Raw genomic sequence first — 23,892 nt, 5'->3', positions numbered from 1 at the left:
TGGGTCGGCTGGATCGGCTACGAGCCGGGCGCGGGCGCGGCCGGCGCCCCCACCGCCGCGGGCGATGCGATGCCTGCGCAGCGGTGGCTGCGCGTCACGCACCTCGTGGGCTTCGAGCACGCGACGGGTCGGGCCTGGGCGACGGCGGCGGATGCGGCATCCCTCGCCGCCCGCGTGCGCGCCGCCATCCCGGCCGCTCCCGCCGCGCCCGAGCTTCGCCGGACGGCGACGGCCCGCGTCACGCCAGCCGAGTACGCCGACCGGATCGGCCGCTGCCGCGCAGCGATCCGTGCCGGCGACGCGTATCAGCTGTGCCTCACGACGCGGTTCGAGGTCGTCGGCGAGATCGACCCCGACGAGGTCCACGCCGCGCTGCGGACATCCTCGCCCTCGCACCACGGCCTGCTCGTGCGCTCCGGCGACCACGCGCTGGTCGGCGCCTCCCCGGAGCGGTTCCTCGAGGCCGTGGACGGCATCGTGCGCACGCACCCCATCAAGGGCACCCGACCGCGCGGGGCGACCCCGGACGAGGACGCCGCACTGCGCGCAGAGCTGCTCGCGAGCCCGAAGGAGCGGGCGGAGAACGTCATGATCGTCGACCTCATGCGCAACGACCTCGCCCCCGTGTGCGAGGCCGGGGGCGTCAGCGTCGAACGGCTGCTGGAGGTGGAGAGCTATGCGAGCGTGCATCAGCTCGTCTCGACGGTGGCGGGCCGCATCCGCCCGGGGGTGACGGTCGGCGAGCTGCTGCGCCGCGCGTTCCCCGCCGGCAGCATGACCGGGGCGCCCAAGCTGTCGGCGATGACCCTGCTGCACGACATCGAGGACGGCCCCCGGGGCGTGTTCGCCGGAGCGGCGGGATGGATCGGCGACGACGGGCGCCTGGACCTGGCGATGACGATCCGCTCGGTGGCCGTGCACCCGGGCGGCGCGTACGTCGGCGCGGGGGGCGGGATCACCTGGCACTCGGAGCCCGACGCCGAGGTCGACGAGGTCGCGCTGAAGGCCCGCGCGCCGCTGGCAGCGCTCGGAGCCGTGCTCCCACCGGGCTGGCGGACGCGTCGGGTAACCTGAAAGGTGCGCATCGCGCACGATTTCCCGACATCCCCATCCGTGAGGTTCGCCCGTGCCCAGCAGTTCCCCGACCGACACCGCCCCCGTCTCCGAGGGCGGCTTCGATCCGCACGCGATCCAGACGAAGTGGCAGGAGCGCTGGGCCGAGACCGATCCGTTCCGCGCCGGCGGCGATGACGACACCCGCCCTCGCAAGTACGTGCTGGCGATGTTCCCGTACCCGTCCGGCGACCTGCACATGGGTCACGCGGAGAACTACCTCTACTCCGACATCGTCGCTCGCTTCTGGCGCCATCGCGGCTACAACGTGCTGCATCCGATCGGATGGGACTCGTTCGGCCTGCCGGCCGAGAACGCCGCCATCAAGCGCGGAGCCAACCCGGTCACCTGGACCTACGACAACATCGCGCAGCAGCGGGAGAGCCTGAAGGCGTACGGCGTCTCGTTCGACTGGAGCCGCGTGCTGCACACGAGCGACCCGGAGTACTACCGGTGGAACCAGTGGCTGTTCCAGCGGCTGTTCGAGCGGGGGCTGGCCTACCGCGATCAGAGCCCGGTCAACTGGTGCACCAACGACCAGACCGTGCTCGCCAACGAGCAGGTCGTCGACGGGCGCTGCGAGCGCTGCGGCGCCCCGGTGATCAAGAAGAAGCTCACGCAGTGGTACTTCCGCATCACCGACTACGCCGACCGGCTGCTCGACGACCTCAACCAGCTCGAGGGGTTCTGGCCCCAGAAGGTCATCCAGATGCAGCGCAACTGGATCGGCCGCTCGGTCGGCGCCGACATCGACTTCGAGATCGAGGGCCGTGCCGAGAAGGTCACGGTGTTCTCCACGCGCCCCGACACGCTGCACGGCGCCACGTTCATGGTCGTCGCGCCCGATTCCGACCTGGCCGCCGAGCTGGCCTCGGGCGCGAGCGCCGAGGCGCGTATGCGCTTCCAGGCATACCTCGACACGGTCACGGCGACGACGGACATCGATCGCCAGAGCGCCGACCGGCCGAAGACGGGGGTGTTCCTCGAGCGCCACGCGATCAACCCGGTCAACGGTGAACGGCTGCCCATCTGGGCCGCGGACTACGTGCTGGCCGACTACGGTCACGGTGCCGTGATGGCCGTGCCGGCACACGACCAGCGCGATCTCGACTTCGCCCGGGTCTTCGACCTGCCGGTGCGGGTCGTGGTGGACACCACCGCGCCCATCACGGGGGCGATCCCCGTCATCGAGCTCGACGAGCAGGGTGTTCCGATCGACCCCTTCGAGGGCCAGGAGACGCTCGACGACCTCGACCCGGCCCGGACGGGCGTCGCCCTGACCGGCGAGGGCCGGATGATCAACTCCGGCTCGCTGAACGGGCTGAGCAAGCGCAACGCGATCGCCCGTGTCATCGATGAGCTGAACGCCGCCGGCACCGGCCGCGCCGCGAAGACCTACCGGCTGCGCGACTGGCTGATCTCGCGCCAGCGGTTCTGGGGAACCCCGATCCCGATGGTGCACACCGAGGACGGCCGCATCGTGCCGGTGCCGGAGGACGAGCTGCCGGTGCGGCTGCCCGATCCCGCCGGGCTCGACCTGCTCCCCAAGGGCAGCTCGCCGCTGGGGGCGGCATCCGAATGGGTGCACACGGTCGACCCCGGCACGGGAGAGCCGGCGCTGCGCGACCCCGACACGATGGACACGTTCGTCGACAGCTCCTGGTATTTCCTGCGGTTCCTGTCGCCGCAGAGCACCGTCGCCCCCTTCGACGGCGCGCAGGCGCTGAAGTGGGCGCCCGTCGACTTCTACATCGGCGGCGTCGAGCACGCCATCCTGCACCTGCTGTACGCGCGGTTCATCACCAAGGCGCTGTACGACATGGGCCACCTCGACTTCACGGAGCCGTTCTCGAGCCTGATCAACCAGGGCATGGTGATCCTCGACGGCGCGAAGATGTCCAAGAGCAAGGGCAACCTCGTGCTGTTCCAGGAGGAGCTGGACGCGCACGGCGCCGACGCGCTGCGTGTCGCGCTCGCCTTCGCCGGCCCGGTCGAGGACGACAAGGACTGGAAGGACGTCTCGACCACCGGGGCGACCAAGTTCCTGGCACGCGCGCTGCGCATCGCGGGCGAGGTCGACAGCCCGACCGACGTGCGGTGGGCCGAGGGCGACGCCGCGCTGCGCCGCGTCACGCACCGGCTGTGGGCGGAGGCGCCCGGCCTGGTCGAGCAGACCAAGTTCAACGTCGTCGTCGCGCGGCTGATGGAGCTCGTGAACGCGATCCGCAAGACGATCGACACGGGTGCGGGGGCCTCCGATCCCGCGGTGCGCGAGGCCGCCGAGGCGGTCGCGATGATCCTCGACCTGTTCGCTCCGCACACCGCCGAGGAGATGTGGGAGCTGCTGGGCTACCCCGCCTCCGTGGGTCTGGTGGCCTGGCGGCAGGCGGATCCGACGCTGCTGATCGAGGAGACCGTCACCGCGGTGGTGCAGATCGACGGGAAGGTGCGCGCGACCCTCGAGGTGCCCGCCCGCATCGACGGCACGGCCCTCGAGCAGCTCGCCCGCGACGACGCCCGCATCGTGCGCGCCCTCGGTGACAGGCAGATCGTGCGCGCCGTGGTCCGGCCGCCGAAGGTCGTCAGCTTCAGCACCAGGTAGGCGGCGGCCCGCCCGCTCCTCCCCAGGGCCGGCGGACGACCCGGCGCTCCACCGATCCGGCGGGCGGACGCCGGTCGGGCGCGCTGCCGACCTACGCTCGCCCGCGTGAGCTCGGAGCTGCCGGACACGCCCCGCCCGCGCCTGCGCATGGGCGTCGGCGCGGCGATCGTCGTGCTCATCGGCGGGTTCGCCGTCGTCGTGGTCGCCGGGATGCTGCAGGGCGCGGTCGCGCCGCAGACGGTGCCCAGCGCGACGCCCACCGCGACGATCGTCCCCGCCGGCGTCTACGTGCACGTCGAGGGCGCCATCCGGGCGCCGGGGCTGTATCTGCTGCCGGCCGGTGCACGGGTGGTCGATGCCGTGTCGGCCGCCGGCGGCTTCGCCGACGACGCGGACCAGGCCGGGCTCAACCTCGCGCGCGTGCTCGTCGACGGGGAGCAGCTGCACGTGCCGGCCGTCGGCGAGGCCGCGGCATCCGCCACCGCAGGCGGGGTGACCGCCGACGGGCGGGTGAACATCAACACGGCGGATGCGGCGGCGCTCGACACTCTGCCGCGCATCGGACCCGCGCTCGCACAGCGCATCATCGACTGGCGCGAGGCGAACGGGGCGTTCACGAGCGTCGACGACCTGCTCGCGGTGACCGGCATCGGCGATGCGATCCTCGCCGGCCTGCGCGACCTGGTGACGGTGTGACCCGCGCCGGCTGGCGGCTGGCACCCGCCGCCGCGGCGGCCTGGGGGAGCGCGGCCTGGTGCCTGCTGTCGCCGGACGCGTCGTGGCGGATCGCAGGCGGAAGCCTTCTGCTCGCCACGGTGCTCGGGGTGCTCCTGGTCCGGACGGAACGCCGTCGGCTGGTCTTCGCGCTGCTCGTCGCAGCGATCGCCGCCGCCTGCGCGGCGACCGTCGTCGCCCTGGCCGCCCCGGGGCGCGCCGCCGTCGCGGACACGCCGCTGTCGGGCGGACGCGCGCTGAGCGCGGAGGTCGTCGTCACCGGCAAGGTCGACCCGACCGCGACCGGCGCCCGCGCGGACGCGCAGCTCGCCGCCCTGCGGATCGGCGACACCGACCGAGCCGCCGGCGTGCCCGTGACGCTGCTGTTCGATCACGTGCCGGAGGGCATCGACATGGGCTCGCTGCTCGCGCTCACCGGCACCGCGTTCGTCGCCGACCCGGGGGAGCGGGCCGTGCTCGTGGTCCGGGTCGCGAGCATCGAGACCAGCACGCCGCCCGCCGGCGTCCTGGCCGTCGTCGCCTGGCTGCGTGAGCGCTTCGTGGCGGCGGCGACGGAGCTGCCGGGTGCCGGCGCGGAGCTGATCCCCGGCCTCGCGGTGGGGGACACCCGGGCGGTGGGCGCCGACCTCGACCAGGCCATGCGCACGGCCTCGCTCACGCATCTCGTCGCGGTGTCCGGGGCCAACTGCGCGCTCGTGGTCGGCGCCGGCTACCTGCTGGGGTCGGCGCTCGCGCTGCGTCGCGGCATCCGCGTGCTGCTGGGGACGGTGTTCCTGACCGGGTTCGTCGTGCTCGTCACCCCCGAGCCCAGCGTCATGCGGGCGGCGGCCATGGCCGTCGTGGCCATGATCGCGCTGCTGATCGGGCGCGCGGGCGCCGGGCTCGCCGTGCTGAGCCTCGCAGTGGCTATGCTGCTCGTGCTCGACCCCTGGCTGGCATTCGAGCTCGGGTTCGCGCTGTCGGTCGCGGCGACCGCCGCGCTGCTCGTGCTGGCGCCGCCCATGGCCCGAGCGATGGGGCGATGGATGCCGCGCCCGGTCGCTCTCGCCCTCGCCGTGCCGCTCGCGGCGCAGCTGGCGTGCGGGCCGCTGATCGTGCTCGTCTCGCCGCAGCTTGCGACCTACGGCGTGCTCGCGAACCTGGTCGCCGCCCCTGCGGCGCCGGCGGCGACCGTGCTCGGCCTGCTCGCCTGCCTCGCCGTCGCCGCGCCCTGGCTGCAGGCCGCGCTGACGTGGGCGGCGTGGGTGCCGGCGTCCTGGATCGCGACGACCGCGCAGGTCGCCGCCGGGCTCCCCGCGGCGCTGCTGCCGTGGTGGGACGGCATCCCCGGGGTCGCCGCGCTCGCCGCGGCCGGCGCGGTGGTGGTGCTCGCGATCGTCCTGCCGCGCCGACGCGGCACTCGGCTGATGCGTCTCGGCATCCGTGGGCTCGTCGTGCTCCTCGCCGGTGCCGCCGTCGGCGCCGGCGCGCTCGCCACCGTCGCCGCGCCGCTGACCGTCGCGAGCCGATGGTCGGTCGCAGCCTGCGACGTCGGGCAGGGCGACGCCCTCGTCGTGCGCTCCGCCGGGCACGTGATGACGATCGACACCGGCCCCGACGACGACGCCTACGCGGAATGCCTGAACCGGCTCGGCGTCGTCCGCATCGATGTGGCGGTGCTCACCCACTTCGACTCCGACCATGTCGGGGCGGCCGCCGTGCTGGCCGGGCGGGTGGAGATGCTCCTGCACGGGCCGATGGAGGCCGGCGACGACCGCGTGCTCGCCTCGGTCGGCGCCGCGGGCGTGGTCGAGGCCGCCGCGGGCATGACCGGCGTGCTCGGCGACGCCGTCTGGCGGGTGGTGTGGCCGAGGGCGGACGACGTGTTCGCCCCGGGCAACGACAGCAGCGTCGTGGTCGAGATCGAGGGCGGCAGCGTGCCGCGCACGATCCTCCTCGGCGACCTCGGCGCCGCATCGCAGGCGGCGCTGCGCACGAGCGGCATGCTGCGACCGCCCTATCAGGTGGTCAAGGTCGCCCACCACGGTTCGGCGGACCAGGATCCCGGGCTGTATGCCGTGCTCGGCGCGACGGCGGGCGTGATCTCCGTCGGCGTCGACAACGACTACGGGCATCCGCGCGCCGAGACCCTCGAGCTGCTGGCACGCCTCGGCGTGGCCCTCGCCCGCACCGACCAGGACGGCCTCGTGCTGCTCGACGCCACGGACGGGCTGACCTGGTGGCGCGAGCGCTCGCGTGTCGGAACCGCCCGATAGCCTGAAGGCATGGCCGCTCCGCGTCGTTCCGCGCCCGCCCGCAGCGCGATCCCGCAGGTGCCGTGGCGTTCGCCGCGGCCGGCGCCGATCGTGCTCGTGTCCGGGCCGGAGGAGATCTGCGCAGAGCGCGCGATCTTCGGCATCCGCGAGTCGCTGCGCACCGAGGACCCGAGCCTTGAGGTGTCCGACATCGACGCGTCCGACTACGCCGCCGGCACCCTGTTGGGTGTCTCCGCGCCGTCGCTGTTCGGCGAGCCGCGGCTCGTGCGCGTCGGCGGGGTCGAGCGCTGCTCGGACGCGTTCCTCGCCGAGGCGCTCGCCTACCTCGAGGCCCCGCAGGAGGGGGCCACCGTCGTGCTGCGGCACACCGGCGCGAGCGTGCGCGGCAAGAAGCTGCTCGACGCGATCCGGGCCGGCGCCGGCGGGGGCATCGAGATCGCGTGCCCGGCGGTCAAACGCGACTCCGACCGGTTCGACTTCGCGGCGGGGGAGTTCCAGCACGCGGGACGCCGCATCCAGCCCGCCGGCCTGCGGGCCCTCGTCGGCGCCTTCGCCGACGACCTCACCGAGCTCGCAGCGGCCTGCCAGCAGCTCATCGCGGACGTCGACGGCGACATCACCGAGCAGATCGTCGACCGCTACTACGGCGGCCGGGTCGAGACGAGCGCGTTCACCGTGGCCGACACGGCGATCGCCGGTCGCTACGGCGACGCGCTGCTCGCGCTGCGACAGGCTCTGGCATCCGGGTCCGACCCGGTGCCGATGGTCGCCGCGTTCGCCGCGAAGCTGCGCGGCATGGCACGGGTCGCGGGCAGTCGCGAGCCGTCGGCGGCGCTCGCGGCGCGGCTCGGCATGAAGGACTGGCAGGTCGACCGTGCCCGGCGCGACCTGTCCGGGTGGACGCAGGACACCCTCGGGATGGCGATCCAGGCGTGCGCCCGCGCCGACGCCGAGGTCAAGGGCGCGTCGCGCGACCCGGTGTTCGCGCTCGAGCGGCTCGTCACGGTGGTCGCGACCCGCGCCCCCTTCGCCTCCTGAGCCCGCCCCATTCCGCGAGCCCGTACTCGTGTCGCGAACCCGTACCCGATACGCGTCATTCGCGTACGGGCTCGCGAATTGAATACGGGCTCGCGGAGGAGGCCGAAGACGCAGAAGGCCCGCCCCACGCGGGACGGGCCTTCGGAAGGATGCAGCTCAGAGCGCGGCGACCTGCTTGGCGATCGAGGACTTGCGGTTCGCCGCCTGGTTCTCGTGGATGACGCCCTTGCTGACGGCCTTGTCGAGCTTCTTGGCGGCGACGCCGAGCGCCTTCGCCGCGGCGTCCTTGTCGCCCGCGGCGACGGCCTCGCGGGTGCGCCGGACGGCGGTCTTCAGCTCGCTCTTGACGGCCTTGTTGCGCTCGTGCGCCTTCTCGTTGGTCTTGTTGCGCTTGATCTGCGACTTGATGTTTGCCACGTGTCGTTGACTTTCGTATCGATAGGACGGGATGTGCCGCATCGCAGGTAGAGGGGCTGCTCCGCGGCGATCGTGGGGTTTGGGAAGAACCCACACGCAAGCCAAGGAGAGAGTCTATCAGGTCCCGGCCTCGATCACCGCGAGCGCCCAGCCCAGCACGGCGTTGAAGACCTCCGGCCGCATCGCGGTGACCAGGTGCGAGGTGCGGGGCACGACCACGAGCTCGGCGTGCGGCACCAGCCGGGTGAACAGCCGCTCGTTCAGCCGCAGCTGGTCGTACTGCCCGTTCACGAACCAGGTCGGCACCCGGATGCGGGTGAGCGCCGTCATCAGATCGAGCCCGGCGAGCGCGCGCAGCGCCACGTGCTGGGCGTCCAGCGCGTACCCGCCCGCCCCGAAGTCGTCGCGCGTGAGCGGCGGCAGCGTGCGGTCGAGCACGTAGTCCGCGAGCGGCAGGCCGCGGGCCGGGAGGCGGTCCGCCCCTCGCACGAGGGCGCGGTAGGCCGCCAGGCCCGCGCCGCGCGGCACGGCGGTGCAGGACGCCGCCACCAGCGCCGCGATCGGCGGCTCGGCGCCGGCGTATTCGAGGCACAGCAGCCCGCCCATGGAGTGCCCGACCAGCAGCACCGGCCCGTCCTGGGCGGCCTCGCGCACCGCGTCGTCGATCGAGCGGAAGGCCGCCGCGAGGGTGAACCGCTCCGGCATCCGCGTGCCGTGCCCGGGCAGGTCGAGCGCGACCGTCCGCACCCCGCGTACCGACAGATACGCCTCCTGCGCCCGCCACATCGTCGCGGAGGTGCGGATCCCGTGCACCATCACGACCGTGACCGTCATGTGCTCACCATAGGGCGGCCCGTAGAATCGACGGGATATGTCACCCCGCGCCCTGAAGCCCCTGGAGCCTGCCGCCACGCCGCCGGAGCTCATCCGCAACTTCTGCATCATCGCCCACATCGACCACGGCAAGTCGACCCTCGCCGACCGCATGCTGCAGATCACCGGCGTCGTCGCCGACCGCGACATGCGCGCGCAGTACCTCGACCGCATGGACATCGAGCGCGAGCGCGGCATCACGATCAAGAGCCAGGCCGTGCGGATGCCGTGGGCCACGCCCGAGGGCGTCTTCGCGCTCAACATGATCGACACCCCCGGGCACGTCGACTTCACGTACGAGGTGAGCCGGAGCCTCGCGGCGTGCGAAGGCGCGATCCTGCTGGTGGACGCCGCGCAGGGCATCGAGGCGCAGACCCTCGCGAACCTGTACCTGGCGCTGGAGAACGACCTCGAGATCATCCCGGTGCTCAACAAGATCGACCTGCCTGCCGCCGACCCCGACAAGTACGCGCGCGAGATCGCCCAGCTGATCGGCGGCGACGCCGACGACGTGCTGCGGGTCAGCGGCAAGACGGGCATCGGGGTCGAGGCGCTGCTGGACAGCGTCGTCGAGCGCATCCCGGCCCCGGTCGGCGTCAAGGACGCGCCGGCGCGCGCCATGATCTTCGACTCGGTCTACGACGCCTATCGCGGCGTCGTCACCTACGTCCGTATGGTCGACGGGCAGCTGAACCCGCGCGAGCGCATCCAGATGATGTCGACCAAGGCCACCCACGACATCCTCGAGATCGGCGTGTCGAGCCCCGAGCCGAGCCCGTCGAAGGGGCTCGGCGTCGGCGAGGTCGGCTACCTCATCACCGGTGTGAAGGACGTGCGCCAGTCGAAGGTCGGCGACACCGTGACGAGCGCCGCGAAGCCCGCGACCGACGCCCTGCCCGGCTACACCGATCCGCTGCCCATGGTCTTCAGCGGCATCTACCCGATCGACGGCAGCGACTACCCCGACCTGCGCGAAGCGCTCGACAAGCTCAAGCTGTCGGATGCCGCGCTGCAGTACGAGCCGGAGACCTCCGTCGCCCTCGGCTTCGGCTTCCGGTGCGGGTTCCTGGGACTGCTGCACCTGGAGATCATCACCGAGCGCCTCGCCCGCGAGTTCGACCTCGACCTGATCACCACGGCCCCCAGCGTGCCGTACCAGGTCACCACCGAGGACCGGAAGACCGTCACGGTCACCAACCCCAGCGAGTACCCCTCCGGGGTGAAGATCGCCGAGGTGCTCGAGCCCATGGTCAGCGCCTCGATCCTCGCGCCGAAGGAGTACGTCGGCGCGATCATGGAGCTGTGCCAGGGCCGGCGCGGCACCATGAGGTCGATGGACTACCTCGGCGAGGACCGGGTCGAGCTGAAGTACACGCTGCCGCTGGGTGAGATCGTGTTCGACTTCTTCGACCAGCTGAAGTCGAAGACGCAGGGCTACGCTTCGCTCGACTACGAGCCGGCCGGCGAGGCCGCCGCCGACCTCGTGAAGGTCGACATCCTGCTGCAGGGCGAGACGGTCGACGCGTTCAGCGCGATCGTGCACCGGGACAAGGCGTACGCCTACGGCACCATGATGACCGAGCGGCTGCGCAAGCTCATCCCGCGCCAGCAGTTCGAGGTGCCGATCCAGGCGGCCATCGGCGCGCGCATCATCGCCCGGGAGAACATCCGCGCCATCCGCAAGGACGTGCTCGCCAAGTGCTACGGCGGCGACATCACCCGCAAGCGGAAGCTGCTGGAGAAGCAGAAGGAGGGCAAGAAGCGGATGAAGATGGTCGGCCGCGTCGAGGTCCCCCAGGAGGCGTTCATCGCCGCGCTGAGCGGCGACGTCGAGACCAAGAAGTAGCCCGGAAGCCGCGGACCTCATGTCGATCCCGGCCGAGACGATCCCCGTCCCGCCGCGGGTGCGCCGGCTCGCCGGGACCGCGGGGCTCGTCCCGGTGTGGCGCAACGCCGTCGGCGGCGTGACGTTCCGCACATCCGACGGCCGGCACATCAAGCACGGCCCCCGCCACGCGGAGACGTCGATGCGAGCGGAGGCCGGGAGGCTCGCGTGGGCGTCGCCCCACGTGCGTGTGCCCGAGGTGCTCGAGGCGGGGGAGGACGACACCCACGAATGGCTCGTGACCCGCACGCTCGCCGGCTCGAGCGCGATCGAGCCGCGGTGGATCGCCGAGCCGGCCACGGCGGTGCGCGCGGTCGGGGAGGGGCTGCGGGCGCTGCACGAGGCGCTTCCGGCCTCGGACTGTCCGTTCGAGTGGAGCGTGCCGTCCCGGCTGGCGAACGCGGCCCGCCGCGGCATCGCCGTTCCGCCGGCGTTGCAGGATGCGCCCGAGATCGACCGCCTCGTGGTGTGCCATGCCGACGCGTGCTGCCCGAACACGCTGCTCGACGACGCGGGACGCTGGTGCGCGCACGTCGATCTCGGCGCTCTGGGCCTCGCGGACCGCTGGGCCGACATCGCCGTCGCGTCGATGAGCGCAGGATGGAACTACGGCCCCGCATGGGAGGACCGGCTCGTCCTGGCATACGGGGTCGAGCCCGACCGGCCTCGCATCGCTTACTACCGGGCGCTCTGGAACGCGACCTGAGCGGCCGTCATCGCGGAGCCTGCGCCCAGGTGGGCTGGGTACGCTGGAGACCATGCGCCGCGGGAGCTTCAGGGACGAGACCGTCGACTACGCCGCCGTCGGTGCCACGCAGGCGCCGGACCTGATGCAGTACCCGCCGGAGCGCAGCATCCCGTCGCACGAGTCGTGGCGGATCGGCAGCGGCGAGGAGCGTTTCCGCGCCGCCGGCGAGGCCCTGCTCTCCTGGCACGCGCAGCGCGACGCCGGCCTGCAGGTGCGCGACGTGCGCCCGGCCTCCGGTCCCGCCTACACCGGCGTCAGCTTCGACGAGCAGGGGCAGCCCGTGGCCCCGACCCGGTTCGAGGCCGATCAGCGTTTCGACGAGGACGGCACCCCCTACGTCGGCGCCGGCATGACCCTGCGCCTGCACGGCCGGATCGGCTCCCACAGCGCGGACGCCGAGGTGCGCGTGATCTTCGTCGTCGAGGAGAAGCGACGCATCGGTTTCGCGCTCGGCACCGTCGGCGACTCCGTCGTCAGCGGCGAGGAGTCGTTCATGCTCGACTGGTACGAGAACGACGAGGTCTGGTTCACGGTGCGGGCCTTCGACGCGCCGGTCGCGGTGCGATACCGGATGCTGCCGCAGCTCGTGAAGCACCGTCGTCGTGAGCTCGCGCAGCGGTACCTGCGGGCCATCTCGCCCATGTACACCTGATGCCCTCTGCGCTGCCGATCGGCGACCCCGTCCCGGCCGACGGCTCCCTGCCCGTCGACGGGGTCGACGCGGCCATCGACTTCGGCGTCTACGTGCACGTGCCCTTCTGCCGCGTGCGCTGCGGATACTGCGACTTCAACACCTACACCGCCGACGAGCTGCGCGGCGTCCGGCGCGACGACTACCCGGCGTCCGTGGCCGCCGAGATCGGGCTGGCGCGCGACGTGCTCGGCGCGCTCGGCCCGCTCCGCCCGGCGCAGACGGTGTTCTTCGGCGGGGGGACGCCGACGCTGCTGCCCGGCGCCGCGCTCGCCGCGATGCTCGGCGGCGTGCGCGACGCGTTCGGGCTCGCACCCGGTGCCGAGGTCACCGTCGAGGCGAATCCCGACACGGTCACCGAGGCGCTCGCGGAGCGCCTCGCGACCGCGGGCGTCACGCGTCTGTCGATCGGGATGCAGTCGGCCGTGCCCGAGGTGCTCGCGACACTCGACCGCACCCACGACCCGGCGGGCGTCGCCGCCGCGGTGCGGGCCGCTCGCGCCGTCGGCCTCGACGTCAGCCTCGACCTCATCTACGGCGCCCCGGGCGAGACGCTGGCGCAGTGGCGCGCCTCCGTCGAGACCGCGCTGGCGCTCGGCGTCGACCACCTCTCCGCGTACGCCCTGATCGTCGAGGAGGGCACGCCGCTGGCCCGCCGCATCCGCCGTGGCGAGCTGGAGGAGCCCTCCGACGACCTGCAGGCCGACATGTACGAGCTCGTCGACGACCTCGCCGAGCAGGCGGGGCTGGCGTGGTACGAGGTGTCGAACTGGGCGCGCGACGATGCGCACCGGTCCCGCCACAACCTCGCCTACTGGCGCGGAGCCGACTGGTGGGGATTCGGGCCGGGCGCCCACAGCCACGTCGCCGGGGTGCGGTGGTGGAACGTGAAGCATCCCGCGGCGTATGCGCAGCGACTCGCGCAGGGCGCGTCGCCGGCGGCCGCCCGCGAGGTCCCGGATGCCGCAGCGGCCGAGCTGGAGCGCGTGCTGCTGGGCTCCCGCATCCGCGAGGGCCTCGCGATCCGCGACCTCGCCCCCGAGGCTCGCCACGCCGTCGCGGGGCTCATCGCCGACGGCCTGGCCGATCCCGGCGACGCCCTGCGGGGCCGGCTGGTGCTCACCCGCGCCGGCCGCCTCCTCGCCGACGCGGTGGTGCGCGCCCTGACGGCGTAGGCCGCGGGATAGACTGGCACTCTGCGACTCGGAGTGCCAGCGGGAGGAGGCGGCGTGGTCAGCGAGCGGGGACTCGAGGTGCTGCGTGCGATCGTCCAGGACTACGTGTCCACACGGGAGCCGGTCGGCAGCAAGTCGATCGTGGACCGTCACTCCTTCGGCGTCTCGGCGGCGACGATCCGCAACGACATGGCGCTGCTCGAGGACGAGGAGCTCATCGTCGCGCCGCACACCTCGTCGGGACGGGTGCCGACCGACAAGGGCTACCGCGTCTTCGTGAACCACCTGGCCGAGCTGCGGCCTCTCAGCCCCGCCCAGCGCAGCGCGATCTCGGCGTTCCTGGCCGACCCGGCCGACCTCGACGACCTCCTCGCCCGCACGGTCCGCGCCCTCACGCAGCTGACCGGACAGGTCGCGCTCGTGCAGTACCCCTCGTTCGAGCGCGCGACCGTCACCCATGTCGAGCTCGTGCATCTCGGCGGCAGTCGTGTCGTCGTGATCCTCGTGACCGACACCGGGCGGGTCTCGCAGCGCATCGCGCTCGTGGCCGAGGATCTGGACGAGACGGACGTGGCGGCGCTGCGCGCCCGCGCGAGCGTGCTGGTGACCGGCCAGCCGGTGCGCGACGGCGTGGCCGTCGTGGCGGCGGCCGTGGACGCGCTGCCGGTGGACGGGACGCGGTCGGACCGGGCGCTGCGCATGGTGCTGCGGGTCGTGGGCGAGGAGCTCGAGGAGTTCCGCCAGGACCGCCTGGTCATGGCGGGCACCGCGAGCCTGGCGCGCAGCGAGGGCGACTTCCGCGGCAGCATCTCGCCCCTGCTGGAAGCCCTCGAGGAGCAGGTCACGCTGCTGCGGCTGGTGGGCGAGATGGTCGCCGACGAGCAGGGGCTGGCGGCGTCCATCGGCCGGGAGAACGAGCCGTTCGGCCTGGCCGAGGCCTCGGTCGTGACCGCCGACTACGACACCCGAGCCGGCACGGCGCGGGTCGGCCTGCTGGGGCCGGTGCGTATGGACTATCCGAGCAACCTCGGTGCGGTGCGGGCGGTCGCCCGGTACCTCAGCCGGCTGCTCGACGAGGACGAACGCGCCCGCTGAGCGGGCGCGAGGTGACCGCGGGAACCGCGGACGGAAAGGTGAGAGTGGCTGACCACTACGACGTGCTGGGCGTGTCGCGCGACGCGTCGCCGGACGAGATCAAGAAGGCCTACAGGCGGCTGGCCCGACAGCTGCACCCGGATGTGAACCCGGGCGAGGAGGCGGCCGAGCGGTTCAAGCTCGTGACCCACGCGTACGACGTGCTCAGCGACCCCGAGCAGCGGCGCCGGTACGACATGGGCGGCGACTCCGGCGGATTCGGCGGCGCGGGATTCGGCGGGTTCGGCGACATCTTCGACTCGTTCTTCGGCGGCGGCGCCGGAGCGCGGTCCCGGCCGCGGTCGCGACGCGAGCGCGGACAGGACGCCCTCGTCCGGGTGACGCTCGAGCTCGGCGACGTCGTGTTCGGCGCGCACCGCGACCTCGACGTCGACACCGCCGTGCTGTGCGAGACCTGTCAGGGCAGCTGCTGTCAGCCGGGGACGGCGCCGGTCACCTGCGACGTGTGCCACGGCAGCGGGAACGTGCAGCGCACGGTCCGCAGCCTGATCGGCAACGTCGTCACGAGCCAGCCGTGCACCGCGTGCCAGGGATACGGCACGACGATCCCGTATCCGTGTGCGACCTGTCACGGCCAGGGCCGGGTGCGCGCACGTCGCACCGTGTCGGTCGACATCCCGGCCGGTGTCGAGACCGGCCTGCGGCTGCAGCTGCCGGGCTCGGGCGAGGTCGGTCCCGCGGGCGGCCCCAACGGCGACCTGTACCTCGAGATCACGGTCTCCCCGCACGACGTGTTCAGCCGCGACGGGGACGACATCCTGGCGACCCTCGACGTGTCGATGACCGATGCGATCCTCGGAACCTCGGCCCGCATCGAGGCGCTCGACGGACCCGTCGATCTCGAGATCCGCGCCGGGGTGCAGGCCGGCGACGTGCTGACGATCAAGGGGCGCGGCATCACGCCCTTGCGCGGCAACCAGCGCGGCGACCTGCGGGTCGGGGTGCACGTGGTGACCCCGACCAAGCTCGACGCCAGGGAACGCGCCCTCATCGAGGACTTCGCCAAACGCACGAAGGCGCCGGCGCCGCGACTGGCCGAGTTCCAGCAGGGACTGTTCGCGAAGCTGCGCGACAAGTTCCGGAACGTCTGAGCGATGCCGCTGCACTTCGTCGACGCGGGTGCGACGTCGGCGCGCGTGGGCGGCACGGTCGTGCTCACCGGCGCCGAGGCGCACCATGCGGCGACGGTGCGGCGGGTGCGTGTCGGCGAGGAGGTCACCGTCGGCGACGGCGCGGGCGTATGGCTGACCGGCTCGGTGTCTGAGGTGGCCCCGCGCGAGGTGGTCATCGCGGTGACGGGACGGAACGAGGATCCCGCGCCGCGGCCGCGGCTCGTGCTCGTGCAGGCGCTCGCGAAGGGCGACCGCGACGAGATGGCCGCGCAGGCCGCCACCGAGCTCGGCGTCGACGAGATCGTGCCGTGGCAGTCCGCCCGCTCGGTCGTGCGCTGGGAGGGGTCGAAGGCCGAGAAGGGCCGCGCCCGCTGGGAGAGCATCGTGCGCGAGGCGGCGAAGCAGGCGCACCGGCCGTGGATCCCCGTCGTCGCCGCGCCCGCGCGCACGGTGGAGGTCGCGGCGCGGGCCGGCGACGCGCTGATGATCGTGCTGGAGCCGGCGGCGTCCGACCGTCTGACCGCGCTCGCCGCGCCGCTGCGGGATGCCGACGAGGTGCTGCTCGTCGTGGGACCCGAGGGCGGGATCGCCCCGGACGAGATCGAGCGGCTGACCGCCGCCGGTGCGCGCCTCGCGCGCCTGGGCGGCGAGGTGCTGCGCACCTCGACCGCCGGACCCGCCGCCCTGGCCGTGGTCGCGGCCCTGCTCGGCCGGTGGTGAGCGGACGGTCCGAGGCCGGACCCGCTGGATAGACTGGCCTTCATGAGCGAGCCGTCCGTCTTCACGCGCATCCTGAACGGCGAGATCTCGTCCGAGATCATCGCGCAGACCGATCGGGTCTTCGCCATCCGCGACATCGCGCCGAAGGCGCCGGTGCATCTGCTCGTGATCCCCAAGACCGCGGAGTACCGGGACGTGGTCGAGCTCGCCGCCGGCGACCCGTCGCTGCTCGCCGAGATGGCCGAGCTCGCCGGCGCCCTCGCCGCGGAGCACGCCGACGGCGACTTCCGCTTCGTCTTCAACCGCGGCGCCGGCGCCGGGCAGACCGTGTTCCACGTGCATGCGCACGTGCTCGCCGGCGGTCTGTCGGAGGGGAGCCTCGGTGGCTGACGCCCCGGACGAGCCGGTCGTCGAGCATCTGCTCGCCGACGGCATCGCGATGGTGCGGCTGCTGGGTCCGCAGGATCGGCTGCTGCGCATCGTGGAGCGGGAGCACCCGGATGTCGACGTGCTCGTGCGCGGCAACGAGATCACCCTGAGCGGCCGTGCCGACCAGGTCGACGCCGCGCGGCGGCTCGTGCAGGAGATGCTCGAGATGACCCGCACCGGCATCGACCTCGCGCCGGGCGACGTCTCCACCTCGCAGCGCATCCTCGACGCCGACTCGGGGCTGCGCCCGTCCGACGTCATGGGCGAGGCCATCATCTCGTCGCGCGGCCGCGTCATCCGCCCCAAGACCGCCGGCCAGAAGACGTACGTCGACGCGATCGACGAGAACACGATCGTGTTCGGCATCGGGCCCGCCGGCACCGGCAAGACCTACCTCGCCATGGCCAAGGCGGTGCAGGCGCTGCAACGCAAAGAGGTGGAGCGCATCATCCTCAGCCGCCCCGCGATCGAGGCGGGGGAGCGGCTCGGGTTCCTGCCCGGCAGCCTCAACGACAAGATCGACCCCTACCTGCGTCCGCTCTACGATGCGCTGAACGAGATGCTCGACCCCGAGCTGGTGCCCAAGCTCATGGCCACCGGCACGATCGAGGTGGCCCCGCTGGCGTACATGCGCGGTCGGACCCTGAACTCCTCCTTCGTCGTGCTCGACGAGGCGCAGAACACTACGCCCGAGCAGATGAAGATGTTCCTGACCCGTCTCGGCTTCGGCACGAAGATGGTCGTCACCGGCGACATCACCCAGATCGACCTGCCGCAGGGCGCGTCCGGGCTGCGACTGGTGACGCGGGTGCTGAAGGGCATCGACGACATCCACTTCGCGACGCTCACGAGCGACGACGTCGTACGTCACAGCCTGGTCGGCCGCATCGTCGACGCGTACACGGCGTACGACGAGCAGCGGCTGTCGGCACGGCGTGAGCGCGACGAGGCCGCCGAGCTCGCCAGCCGTGTCGAGCGCCGTGCGGGGCCCCGCGACCGCCTGCCCAGACGAGGACGCCCATGACGATCGAGATCACGAACGAGTCCGGCGTCGAGGTCGACGAGACCGTGCTGCTGCGCCTCATGGAGAGCAACCTGTCCGAGCTCCACGTCAGCCCGGACGCCGACGTGGCCATCATGCTCGTCGACGAGGGCGCCATGGAGGCGCTGCACGTGCAGTGGATGGACGAGCCGGGCCCGACCGACGTGCTGAGCTTCCCGATGGACGAGCTGCGCCCCGGCACCGACGAGTCGCCGACCCCGCCGGGCCTGCTCGGCGACATCGTGCTGTGCCCGCAGGTCGCCGAGACCCAGGCGGCGGCGGCGAGCCCGCCGCATCCCACCATCGACGAGCTCGTCATGCTCACCACGCACGGCCTGCTCCACCTGCTCGGCTTCGATCACGCCGAGACCGACGAGGCCAAGGAGATGTTCGGCCTGCAGCGGGATCTGATCGTGGCCTTCACGCTCGCCGAGCGGCGCCGTCGCCCGCGATGACGGCCGTCCTGCTGCTGCTGATCGCCGCGCTGCTCGTCGGCTTCGGCGGCCTGATGGCGGCGGTCGACGCCGCCTTGGCGGTCACCTCACGGCAGGACCTGGCGGAGCTCGGCGAGTCGGGGCGAGGCGCCGCCTCGCTGCGGCGCATCGCCGCTGATCCCGAGGCGCACGTCGGCGCGGTCGCCTTCATCCGGGTGCTGGCGGAGACGGGGGCGGCGGTCCTCGTGACGGCCGCGTTCCTGCTGCTGTTCGACAGCATCTGGTGGGCGCTGCTCGCGGCGATCGTCATCATGACCGGCATCTCGTTCGTCGCGGTCGGGGCGAGCCCGCGCGCCGCGGCGCGCCGCAACGCGAGGGGACTGCTGCGCGGAGCGGCCCCGATCGTGCGGGGGGTGCGGATCCTGCTCGGCCCGCTCGCGCACGGGCTGGTGGTCATCAGCAGCCGTATGACCCCGGGCGGGGCGCGGGCGGCGTCCTTCGACACCGAGGAGCAGCTGCTGAGCATGGTCGACGAGGCCGCGATGGCGGACCTCATCGAGGAGGACGACCGCGAGCTCATCCACTCCGTGTTCGAGTTCACCGACACCCACGTGCGGCAGGTCATGGTGCCGCGCACCGACATGGTCGCGGCGTCCGCCGACGCCACCGCGCGCCAGGCGCTCGCGCTGTTCCTCGACAAGGGCGTCTCCCGGATGCCGCTGCTGTCCGGCGACGGCGAGGACGTCGACGGCATCCTGTACCTGAAGGACCTCGTGCAGTTCGCATTCCGCGACGAACGCGCCTGGGGCGACCTGCCCGCGGCACGCATCGCCCGGCCGCCCGAGTTCGTGCCGGAGTCGATGCGGGCCGAGACGCTGCTGCAGCAGATGAAGCGCGACGCCGTCCACGTGTGCATGGTGATCGACGAGTACGGCGGCATCTCCGGACTCGTCACGCTCGAGGATCTCATCGAGGAGCTCGTCGGGGAGATCGCCGACGAGTACGACCCGCGCAGCGCCGACGTCGCCGAGCTCGAGCCGGGACGGTTCCAGGTCAGCGCCCGGCTGGGCCTCGACGAGGTCGGGGACCTCTTCGGCGTCGAGCTCGACGACGAGGACGTCGACTCGATCGGCGGGCTGCTCGGCAAGGAGCTCGGGCGCGTGCCCCAGCCCGGCGACACGGTGCGGCACGAGGGCATCGAGATCACGGGCGGCACCTCGCGGGGACGCGGCAGGGGCCTGGCGACGGTCTTCGTCGAACGGGCCGACGAGGAGGAGGACGACGATGAGCGACACGGGTGACGACGGCTTCCGCAGCGGTTTCGTGACGTTCGTGGGGCGTCCCAACGTCGGCAAGTCGACCCTGATGAACGCGCTCGTGGGCGAGAAGATCGCGATCACGAGCGAGAAGCCGCAGACGACCCGGCGGGCGATCCGCGGCATCGTGAACCGGCCGGGCGGGCAGCTCGTCGTCGTCGACACCCCCGGCATCCATCGCCCCCGCACCCTCCTCGGCCAGCGGCTGAACGATCTCGTCGAGGACGTGCTCGGCGATGTCGACGTGATCGCCTTCTGCGCGCCGGCGACCCAGGAGGTCGGGCCCGGCGACCGGCGCATCGCCCAGTCGCTGGACGGGTATCCGCGCGCGAAGAAGATCGCACTGGTGACCAAGACGGACGCCGCCGCGCGCGAGGCGATCACCGAGCGCCTCATGGAGGTCGACGCGCTGCGCGAGGACTGGACCGCGGTCATCCCGCTGTCCGCGCTGACCGGCGCGCAGCTCGACGTGCTCGTCGACGAGCTGCTCGCGCTCATGCCGGAGGGGCCGCCGCTGTACGAGGACGGCGTCGTCACCGACGAGTCGACCTCGGACCGGATCGCCGAGATCATCCGGGAGGCGGCGCTGGAGGGGGTCCGCGACGAGCTGCCGCACTCGATCGCGGTCACGATCGACGACGTCGAGGAGCGCGAGGGCGGCGGGCTGACCGACGTCTACGCGAACATCGTCGTCGAGCGCGACAGCCAGAAGGCCATCATCATCGGGCACAAGGGGTCGCGGCTGCGCGACGTCGGCGCCCGCGCCCGTGCCCAGATCGAGCCGTTGCTGGGCACCAGGGTGTTCCTCAAGCTCCACGTGCGCGTCGCGAAGGAATGGCAGCGCGACCCGAAGCAGCTGGGACGCCTCGGGTTCTGAGCGCGCCGTGCCGGGTGTATCCTGACCTCATGCGCTTAGGCCGGCTCCTTCTTAGCCGCCGCGACGAGACCTCGTTCTAGGGCCTCCCTCGTCGCGGAGTTTCGGCGTGGGCCCGCATCATCCGCCGAGAAGAAGCGACCACCATCATGGAGAACACCCAGAAGCCGTCGGCCATGCCGACCCACAAGTACCGTCCCTTCCACGAGCAGATCCGCGTCGACCTGCCCGACCGCACCTGGCCCGACGCCCGCATCCAGACCGCGCCGCGCTGGTGCGCCGTCGACCTGCGCGACGGCAACCAGGCGCTCATCGACCCCATGAGCCCCGAGCGCAAGCGGGTCATGTTCGACCTGCTCGTGCGCATGGGCTACAAGGAGATCGAGGTCGGGTTCCCGTCGGCGAGCCAGACCGACTTCGACTTCGTCCGGCACCTGATCGAGGAGGACGTCATCCCGGACGACGTGACGATCCAGGTGCTGACGCAGTCGCGCGAGCATCTGATCGCCCGCACGTACGAGGCGATCGCGGGAGCCAAGCAGGCCATCGTGCACCTGTACAACTCGACCAGCATCCTGCAGCGCGAGGTGGTGTTCCGCACCGACAAGCAGGGCATCGTCGACATCGCGCTCTCCGGTGCGCGGCTGTGCCGCGAGTACGAGAAGCGCATCCCGGAGACGACCGTCTACTACGAGTACTCGCCGGAGAGCTACACCGGCACCGAGCTGGAGTTCGCGGCCGACATCTGCAACCAGGTGCTCGACGTGTTCGAGCCGACGCCCGAGCGCAAGGTCGTCATCAACCTGCCCGCGACGGTCGAGATGGCGACCCCGAACGTGTATGCCGACTCGATCGAGTGGATGAACCGGCACCTGGACCACCGCGAGAACGTGATCCTGTCGCTGCATCCGCACAACGACCGCGGCACCGCGATCGCGGCCGCGGAACTGGGCTACATGGCCGGCGCCGACCGCATCGAGGGATGCCTGTTCGGCAACGGCGAGCGCACCGGCAACGTGGACCTGGTGGCGCTGGGCATCAACCTGTTCACGCAGGGCATCGATCCGCAGATCGACTTCGGCGACATCGACCAGGTCAAGCGCACGGTCGAGTACTGCAACCAGCTGCCCGTGCACGAGCGCAGCCCGTGGGCGGGGGACCTGGTGTTCACCGCGTTCAGCGGATCGCACCAGGACGCCATCAAGAAGGGCTTCGAGGCGATGGACGCCCGCGCCGCCGCCGCCGGGGTCACCGTCGACGAGATCGAATGGGCCGTGCCCTATCTGCCGGTCGACCCGAAGGATCTGGGGCGCTCCTACGAGGCCGTCATCCGGGTGAACTCCCAGTCCGGGAAGGGCGGGGTCGCCTACCTGCTGAAGTCCGACCACGCGCTGGATCTGCCGCGCAAGCTCCAGATCGAGTTCTCGGGCGTCGTGCAGGCCAAGACGGATGCCGAGGGCGGCGAGGTGTCCAGCGACCAGATCTGGAACATCTTCGCCGACGAGTACCTGCCCGCCAGCGTCGCTCACGAGCGGTGGGGCCGGTTCGAGCTGCTCGGCACGCGCACCGCGAGCGACCTGTCCGGCGATGTGCATCTGGACGTGACCCTGCGCGACGGCGAGCAGCGCTTCGACGCCGCGGGCGTCGGGAACGGGCCGGTCGCGGCGTTCCTGGACATCGTGCGCGCCCAGGGCTTCGACGTGACGCTGTACGACTACGTCGAGCACGCCATGAGCGCCGGCGGCGACGCGCAGGCCGCGGCCTACGTCGAGCTGCAGGTCGACGGCGAGCGCCTGTGGGGCGTCGGCATCGACGGCGACATCTCGACCGCGAGCCTCAAGGCGATCGTCTCGGGCGTGAACCGCGCGATCCGCACCCGCGAGCGCGCGGGGGAGCTGACCGCGGTCTGACCCCGGCTTCCTGCCCGACGCCGCGAGACCGCATCTGCGCGCCGAGACCGTGGGGTCACCCCACCCTCTCGGCGCGCGGATGCGGTCTCGCGGTGAGGCGGGACGCGGTCAATCGGCGGGCGGCCGCACGACCGGGATCGCGGTCGTCTCTCCGGCGACCTTGCGCCGATGCAGCAGCCGTTGCTCGGGCAGCGACAGGTCGAAGACGACGGCCAGGATGCGGATCACCGCCGCCACCGCGATGCACACGATCGCGCCGATGACGAGGTCGACGCCGACGGCGTCCAGGATCACGAGCGTGACGCAGCCGGCGCCCGCCGCGACCGCGTACAGCGACCCGACGTGCATCACGGCGACGGGCAGCCCCATGATCACGTCGCGCAGCACCGAGCCGCCGACCGCGGCGCAGACGCCGACGAACACGGCCGGCACGGCCGGCAGACCGAGGGCGAGCGCCTTGCTCGTCCCGAAGGCGCCGAACATGCCGATCACGACGGCGTCCAGGCCCACGATGACCCGGTTGAGGCGCTGGAACACGTTCGCCAGCAGCATCCCGAGCAGCGCCGCGCCGGTCGCCGTGATCAGATACCAGTTGCTCTGCAGCGTCGTCAGCGGCACGTTCAGCAGCAGGTCGCGGATGAGGCCGCCGCCCATGCCGATGAGGATCCCGATGAGCGCGACGCCCAGGAGGTCGAGCCGTCGCTGACCGCGGAAGCCGGAGGCGAACAGCGCTCCCTGGATGCCGCCCAGCCCCACGGCCGTGAGGTCGGCCCACAGCGGGATCACGAAGAGCGGCTCGGTCACCCGTCCATTCTCGGATACCGGCGGGATAATCGAACGGTGCCCACCTATCGCGACGAGGTCGTGGTCCTGCGCACCCACAAGCTGGGTGAAGCCGACCGCATCGTGACGATGCTGGGCCGTCGCCACGGCAAGATCCGGGCGGTCGCCAAGGGCGTGCGCCGCACGTCGTCGCGGCTCGGCGCCAGGCTCGAGCCGTTCATGGTCGCCGATGCGCAGTTCTACGCCGGGCGCACTCTCGACATCGTGCAGCAGGCCGAGACGCTGGGCACCTACGGCGCCGACATCGCCGCCGACTACGACCGCTTCACCGCCGCGAGCGCCATGGCCGAGACCGCGGACCGGCTGGGAGACGCCGAGGCCACCGCGCAGCAGTACCTGCTGCTGGTCGGGGGTCTGCGCGCGCTGACCCAGGGCGAGCACGCCCCGCGCAGCATCCTCGACTCGTATCTGCTGCGTGCGATGGCGCTGTCGGGCTGGGCGCCCGGGCTCGACGCCTGCGCCCGCTGCGGCGCGCCGGGCCCGCACCGGTGGTTCGTCGCGCAGGCCGGCGGCACCGTCTGCGAC

At 72.3% G+C, this 23,892-nt stretch carries 22 protein-coding genes; 19 read left to right on the top strand and 3 right to left on the bottom strand.

Translation table 11 applies throughout. From position 1 onward, the window contains the following. From QM626_RS12900 to holA, 5 genes are all read left to right on the top strand, one after another. A partial coding sequence (locus QM626_RS12900; protein ID WP_415077356.1) for an anthranilate synthase component I family protein occupies positions 1–1,074 on the top strand: 1,074 nt, incomplete at its 5' end. Positions 1,075–1,126: 52 nt separating this feature from the next. Then, positions 1,127–3,715: a leucine--tRNA ligase gene (leuS, locus tag QM626_RS12895; protein WP_415077355.1), complete on the top strand. Its 2,589-nt coding sequence runs from the start codon at positions 1,127–1,129 to the stop codon at positions 3,713–3,715. A 147-nt stretch (positions 3,716–3,862) separates the two neighbouring features. Next, a complete protein-coding gene (locus QM626_RS12890; RefSeq protein WP_415077358.1) occupies positions 3,863–4,411 on the top strand; it encodes a helix-hairpin-helix domain-containing protein in 549 nt (182 codons plus the stop codon). Then, positions 4,408–6,705, top strand: a complete 2,298-nt coding sequence (locus QM626_RS12885; RefSeq protein WP_415077354.1) for a ComEC/Rec2 family competence protein — start codon at positions 4,408–4,410, stop codon at positions 6,703–6,705. The genes QM626_RS12890 and QM626_RS12885 overlap by 4 nt, the downstream gene beginning before the upstream one ends. 9 nt (positions 6,706–6,714) lie before the next feature. Further along, entirely contained in the window at positions 6,715–7,743 is a 1,029-nt protein-coding gene (gene holA, locus QM626_RS12880) for a DNA polymerase III subunit delta (RefSeq protein ID WP_415077353.1), read from the top strand. A 156-nt stretch (positions 7,744–7,899) separates the two neighbouring features. Here the strand turns inward: holA and rpsT are convergent, their stop codons facing one another. Further along, a complete protein-coding gene (gene rpsT, locus QM626_RS12875) occupies positions 7,900–8,160 on the bottom strand; it encodes a 30S ribosomal protein S20 (protein ID WP_415077352.1) in 261 nt (86 codons plus the stop codon). Between the two features lie 117 nt (positions 8,161–8,277). Then, positions 8,278–8,994, bottom strand: a complete 717-nt coding sequence (locus QM626_RS12870; protein ID WP_415077351.1) for an alpha/beta fold hydrolase — start codon at positions 8,992–8,994, stop codon at positions 8,278–8,280. Between the two features lie 37 nt (positions 8,995–9,031). On the opposite strand from QM626_RS12870, the gene lepA reads away from it, so the two are divergent. From lepA to leuA, 13 genes are all read left to right on the top strand, one after another. After that, positions 9,032–10,879: a translation elongation factor 4 gene (gene lepA, locus QM626_RS12865; RefSeq protein WP_415077350.1), complete on the top strand. Its 1,848-nt coding sequence runs from the start codon at positions 9,032–9,034 to the stop codon at positions 10,877–10,879. A gap of 19 nt (positions 10,880–10,898) precedes the next feature. Further along, a complete protein-coding gene (locus QM626_RS12860) occupies positions 10,899–11,624 on the top strand; it encodes a phosphotransferase (RefSeq protein ID WP_415077349.1) in 726 nt (241 codons plus the stop codon). A gap of 52 nt (positions 11,625–11,676) precedes the next feature. Further along, positions 11,677–12,318 (top strand): DUF1990 family protein, encoded by a 642-nt coding sequence (locus QM626_RS12855; RefSeq protein WP_415077348.1) that lies wholly within the window; start codon positions 11,677–11,679, stop codon positions 12,316–12,318. Next, on the top strand, positions 12,318–13,532 hold the full coding sequence (gene hemW / locus QM626_RS12850) for a radical SAM family heme chaperone HemW (RefSeq protein WP_415077347.1): 1,215 nt from the start codon (positions 12,318–12,320) through the stop codon (positions 13,530–13,532). The genes QM626_RS12855 and hemW overlap by 1 nt, the downstream gene beginning before the upstream one ends. Before the next feature lie 54 nt (positions 13,533–13,586). After that, positions 13,587–14,627, top strand: coding sequence for a heat-inducible transcriptional repressor HrcA (hrcA, locus tag QM626_RS12845; RefSeq protein ID WP_415077346.1), 1,041 nt, complete (start codon positions 13,587–13,589; stop codon positions 14,625–14,627). Between the two features lie 44 nt (positions 14,628–14,671). Beyond that, entirely contained in the window at positions 14,672–15,778 is a 1,107-nt protein-coding gene (gene dnaJ, locus QM626_RS12840) for a molecular chaperone DnaJ (RefSeq protein WP_415077357.1), read from the top strand. 3 nt (positions 15,779–15,781) lie between these two features. Then, complete coding sequence (locus QM626_RS12835) at positions 15,782–16,519, top strand: 16S rRNA (uracil(1498)-N(3))-methyltransferase (protein WP_415077345.1); 738 nt, start codon at positions 15,782–15,784, stop codon at positions 16,517–16,519. Positions 16,520–16,561: 42 nt separating this feature from the next. After that, positions 16,562–16,909, top strand: a complete 348-nt coding sequence (locus tag QM626_RS12830; RefSeq protein WP_415077344.1) for an HIT domain-containing protein — start codon at positions 16,562–16,564, stop codon at positions 16,907–16,909. Next, entirely contained in the window at positions 16,860–17,972 is a 1,113-nt protein-coding gene (locus QM626_RS12825) for a PhoH family protein (RefSeq protein WP_415077343.1), read from the top strand. Before QM626_RS12830 ends, QM626_RS12825 begins: the two co-directional genes overlap by 50 nt. Next, positions 17,969–18,445 carry an rRNA maturation RNase YbeY gene (ybeY, locus tag QM626_RS12820; protein WP_415077342.1) on the top strand — a complete coding sequence of 159 codons (477 nt, stop codon included), beginning with the start codon at positions 17,969–17,971 and terminating at the stop codon, positions 18,443–18,445. The genes QM626_RS12825 and ybeY overlap by 4 nt, the downstream gene beginning before the upstream one ends. Further along, positions 18,442–19,725, top strand: coding sequence for a hemolysin family protein (locus QM626_RS12815; protein ID WP_415077341.1), 1,284 nt, complete (start codon positions 18,442–18,444; stop codon positions 19,723–19,725). Before ybeY ends, QM626_RS12815 begins: the two co-directional genes overlap by 4 nt. After that, on the top strand, positions 19,709–20,617 hold the full coding sequence (gene era / locus QM626_RS12810) for a GTPase Era (RefSeq protein WP_415077340.1): 909 nt from the start codon (positions 19,709–19,711) through the stop codon (positions 20,615–20,617). Before QM626_RS12815 ends, era begins: the two co-directional genes overlap by 17 nt. A 146-nt stretch (positions 20,618–20,763) precedes the next feature. After that, complete coding sequence (leuA, locus tag QM626_RS12805) at positions 20,764–22,524, top strand: 2-isopropylmalate synthase (RefSeq protein ID WP_415077339.1); 1,761 nt, start codon at positions 20,764–20,766, stop codon at positions 22,522–22,524. Positions 22,525–22,632: 108 nt separating this feature from the next. Here the strand turns inward: leuA and QM626_RS12800 are convergent, their stop codons facing one another. Next, positions 22,633–23,328 carry a trimeric intracellular cation channel family protein gene (locus QM626_RS12800; RefSeq protein WP_415077338.1) on the bottom strand — a complete coding sequence of 232 codons (696 nt, stop codon included), beginning with the start codon at positions 23,326–23,328 and terminating at the stop codon, positions 22,633–22,635. A 36-nt stretch (positions 23,329–23,364) separates the two neighbouring features. Between QM626_RS12800 and recO the strand changes: the two genes are divergently transcribed. After that, the coding region (gene recO / locus QM626_RS12795) for a DNA repair protein RecO (protein ID WP_415077337.1) at positions 23,365–23,892 on the top strand (528 nt) is incomplete at its 3' end.

It is taken from the genome of Microbacterium sp. (assembly GCF_047606385.1).
GTDB lineage: Bacteria > Actinomycetota > Actinomycetes > Actinomycetales > Microbacteriaceae > Microbacterium.
The sequence above is the reverse complement of the archived record's forward strand: the minus strand, read 5'-3'. Positions and strand labels throughout refer to the sequence as shown.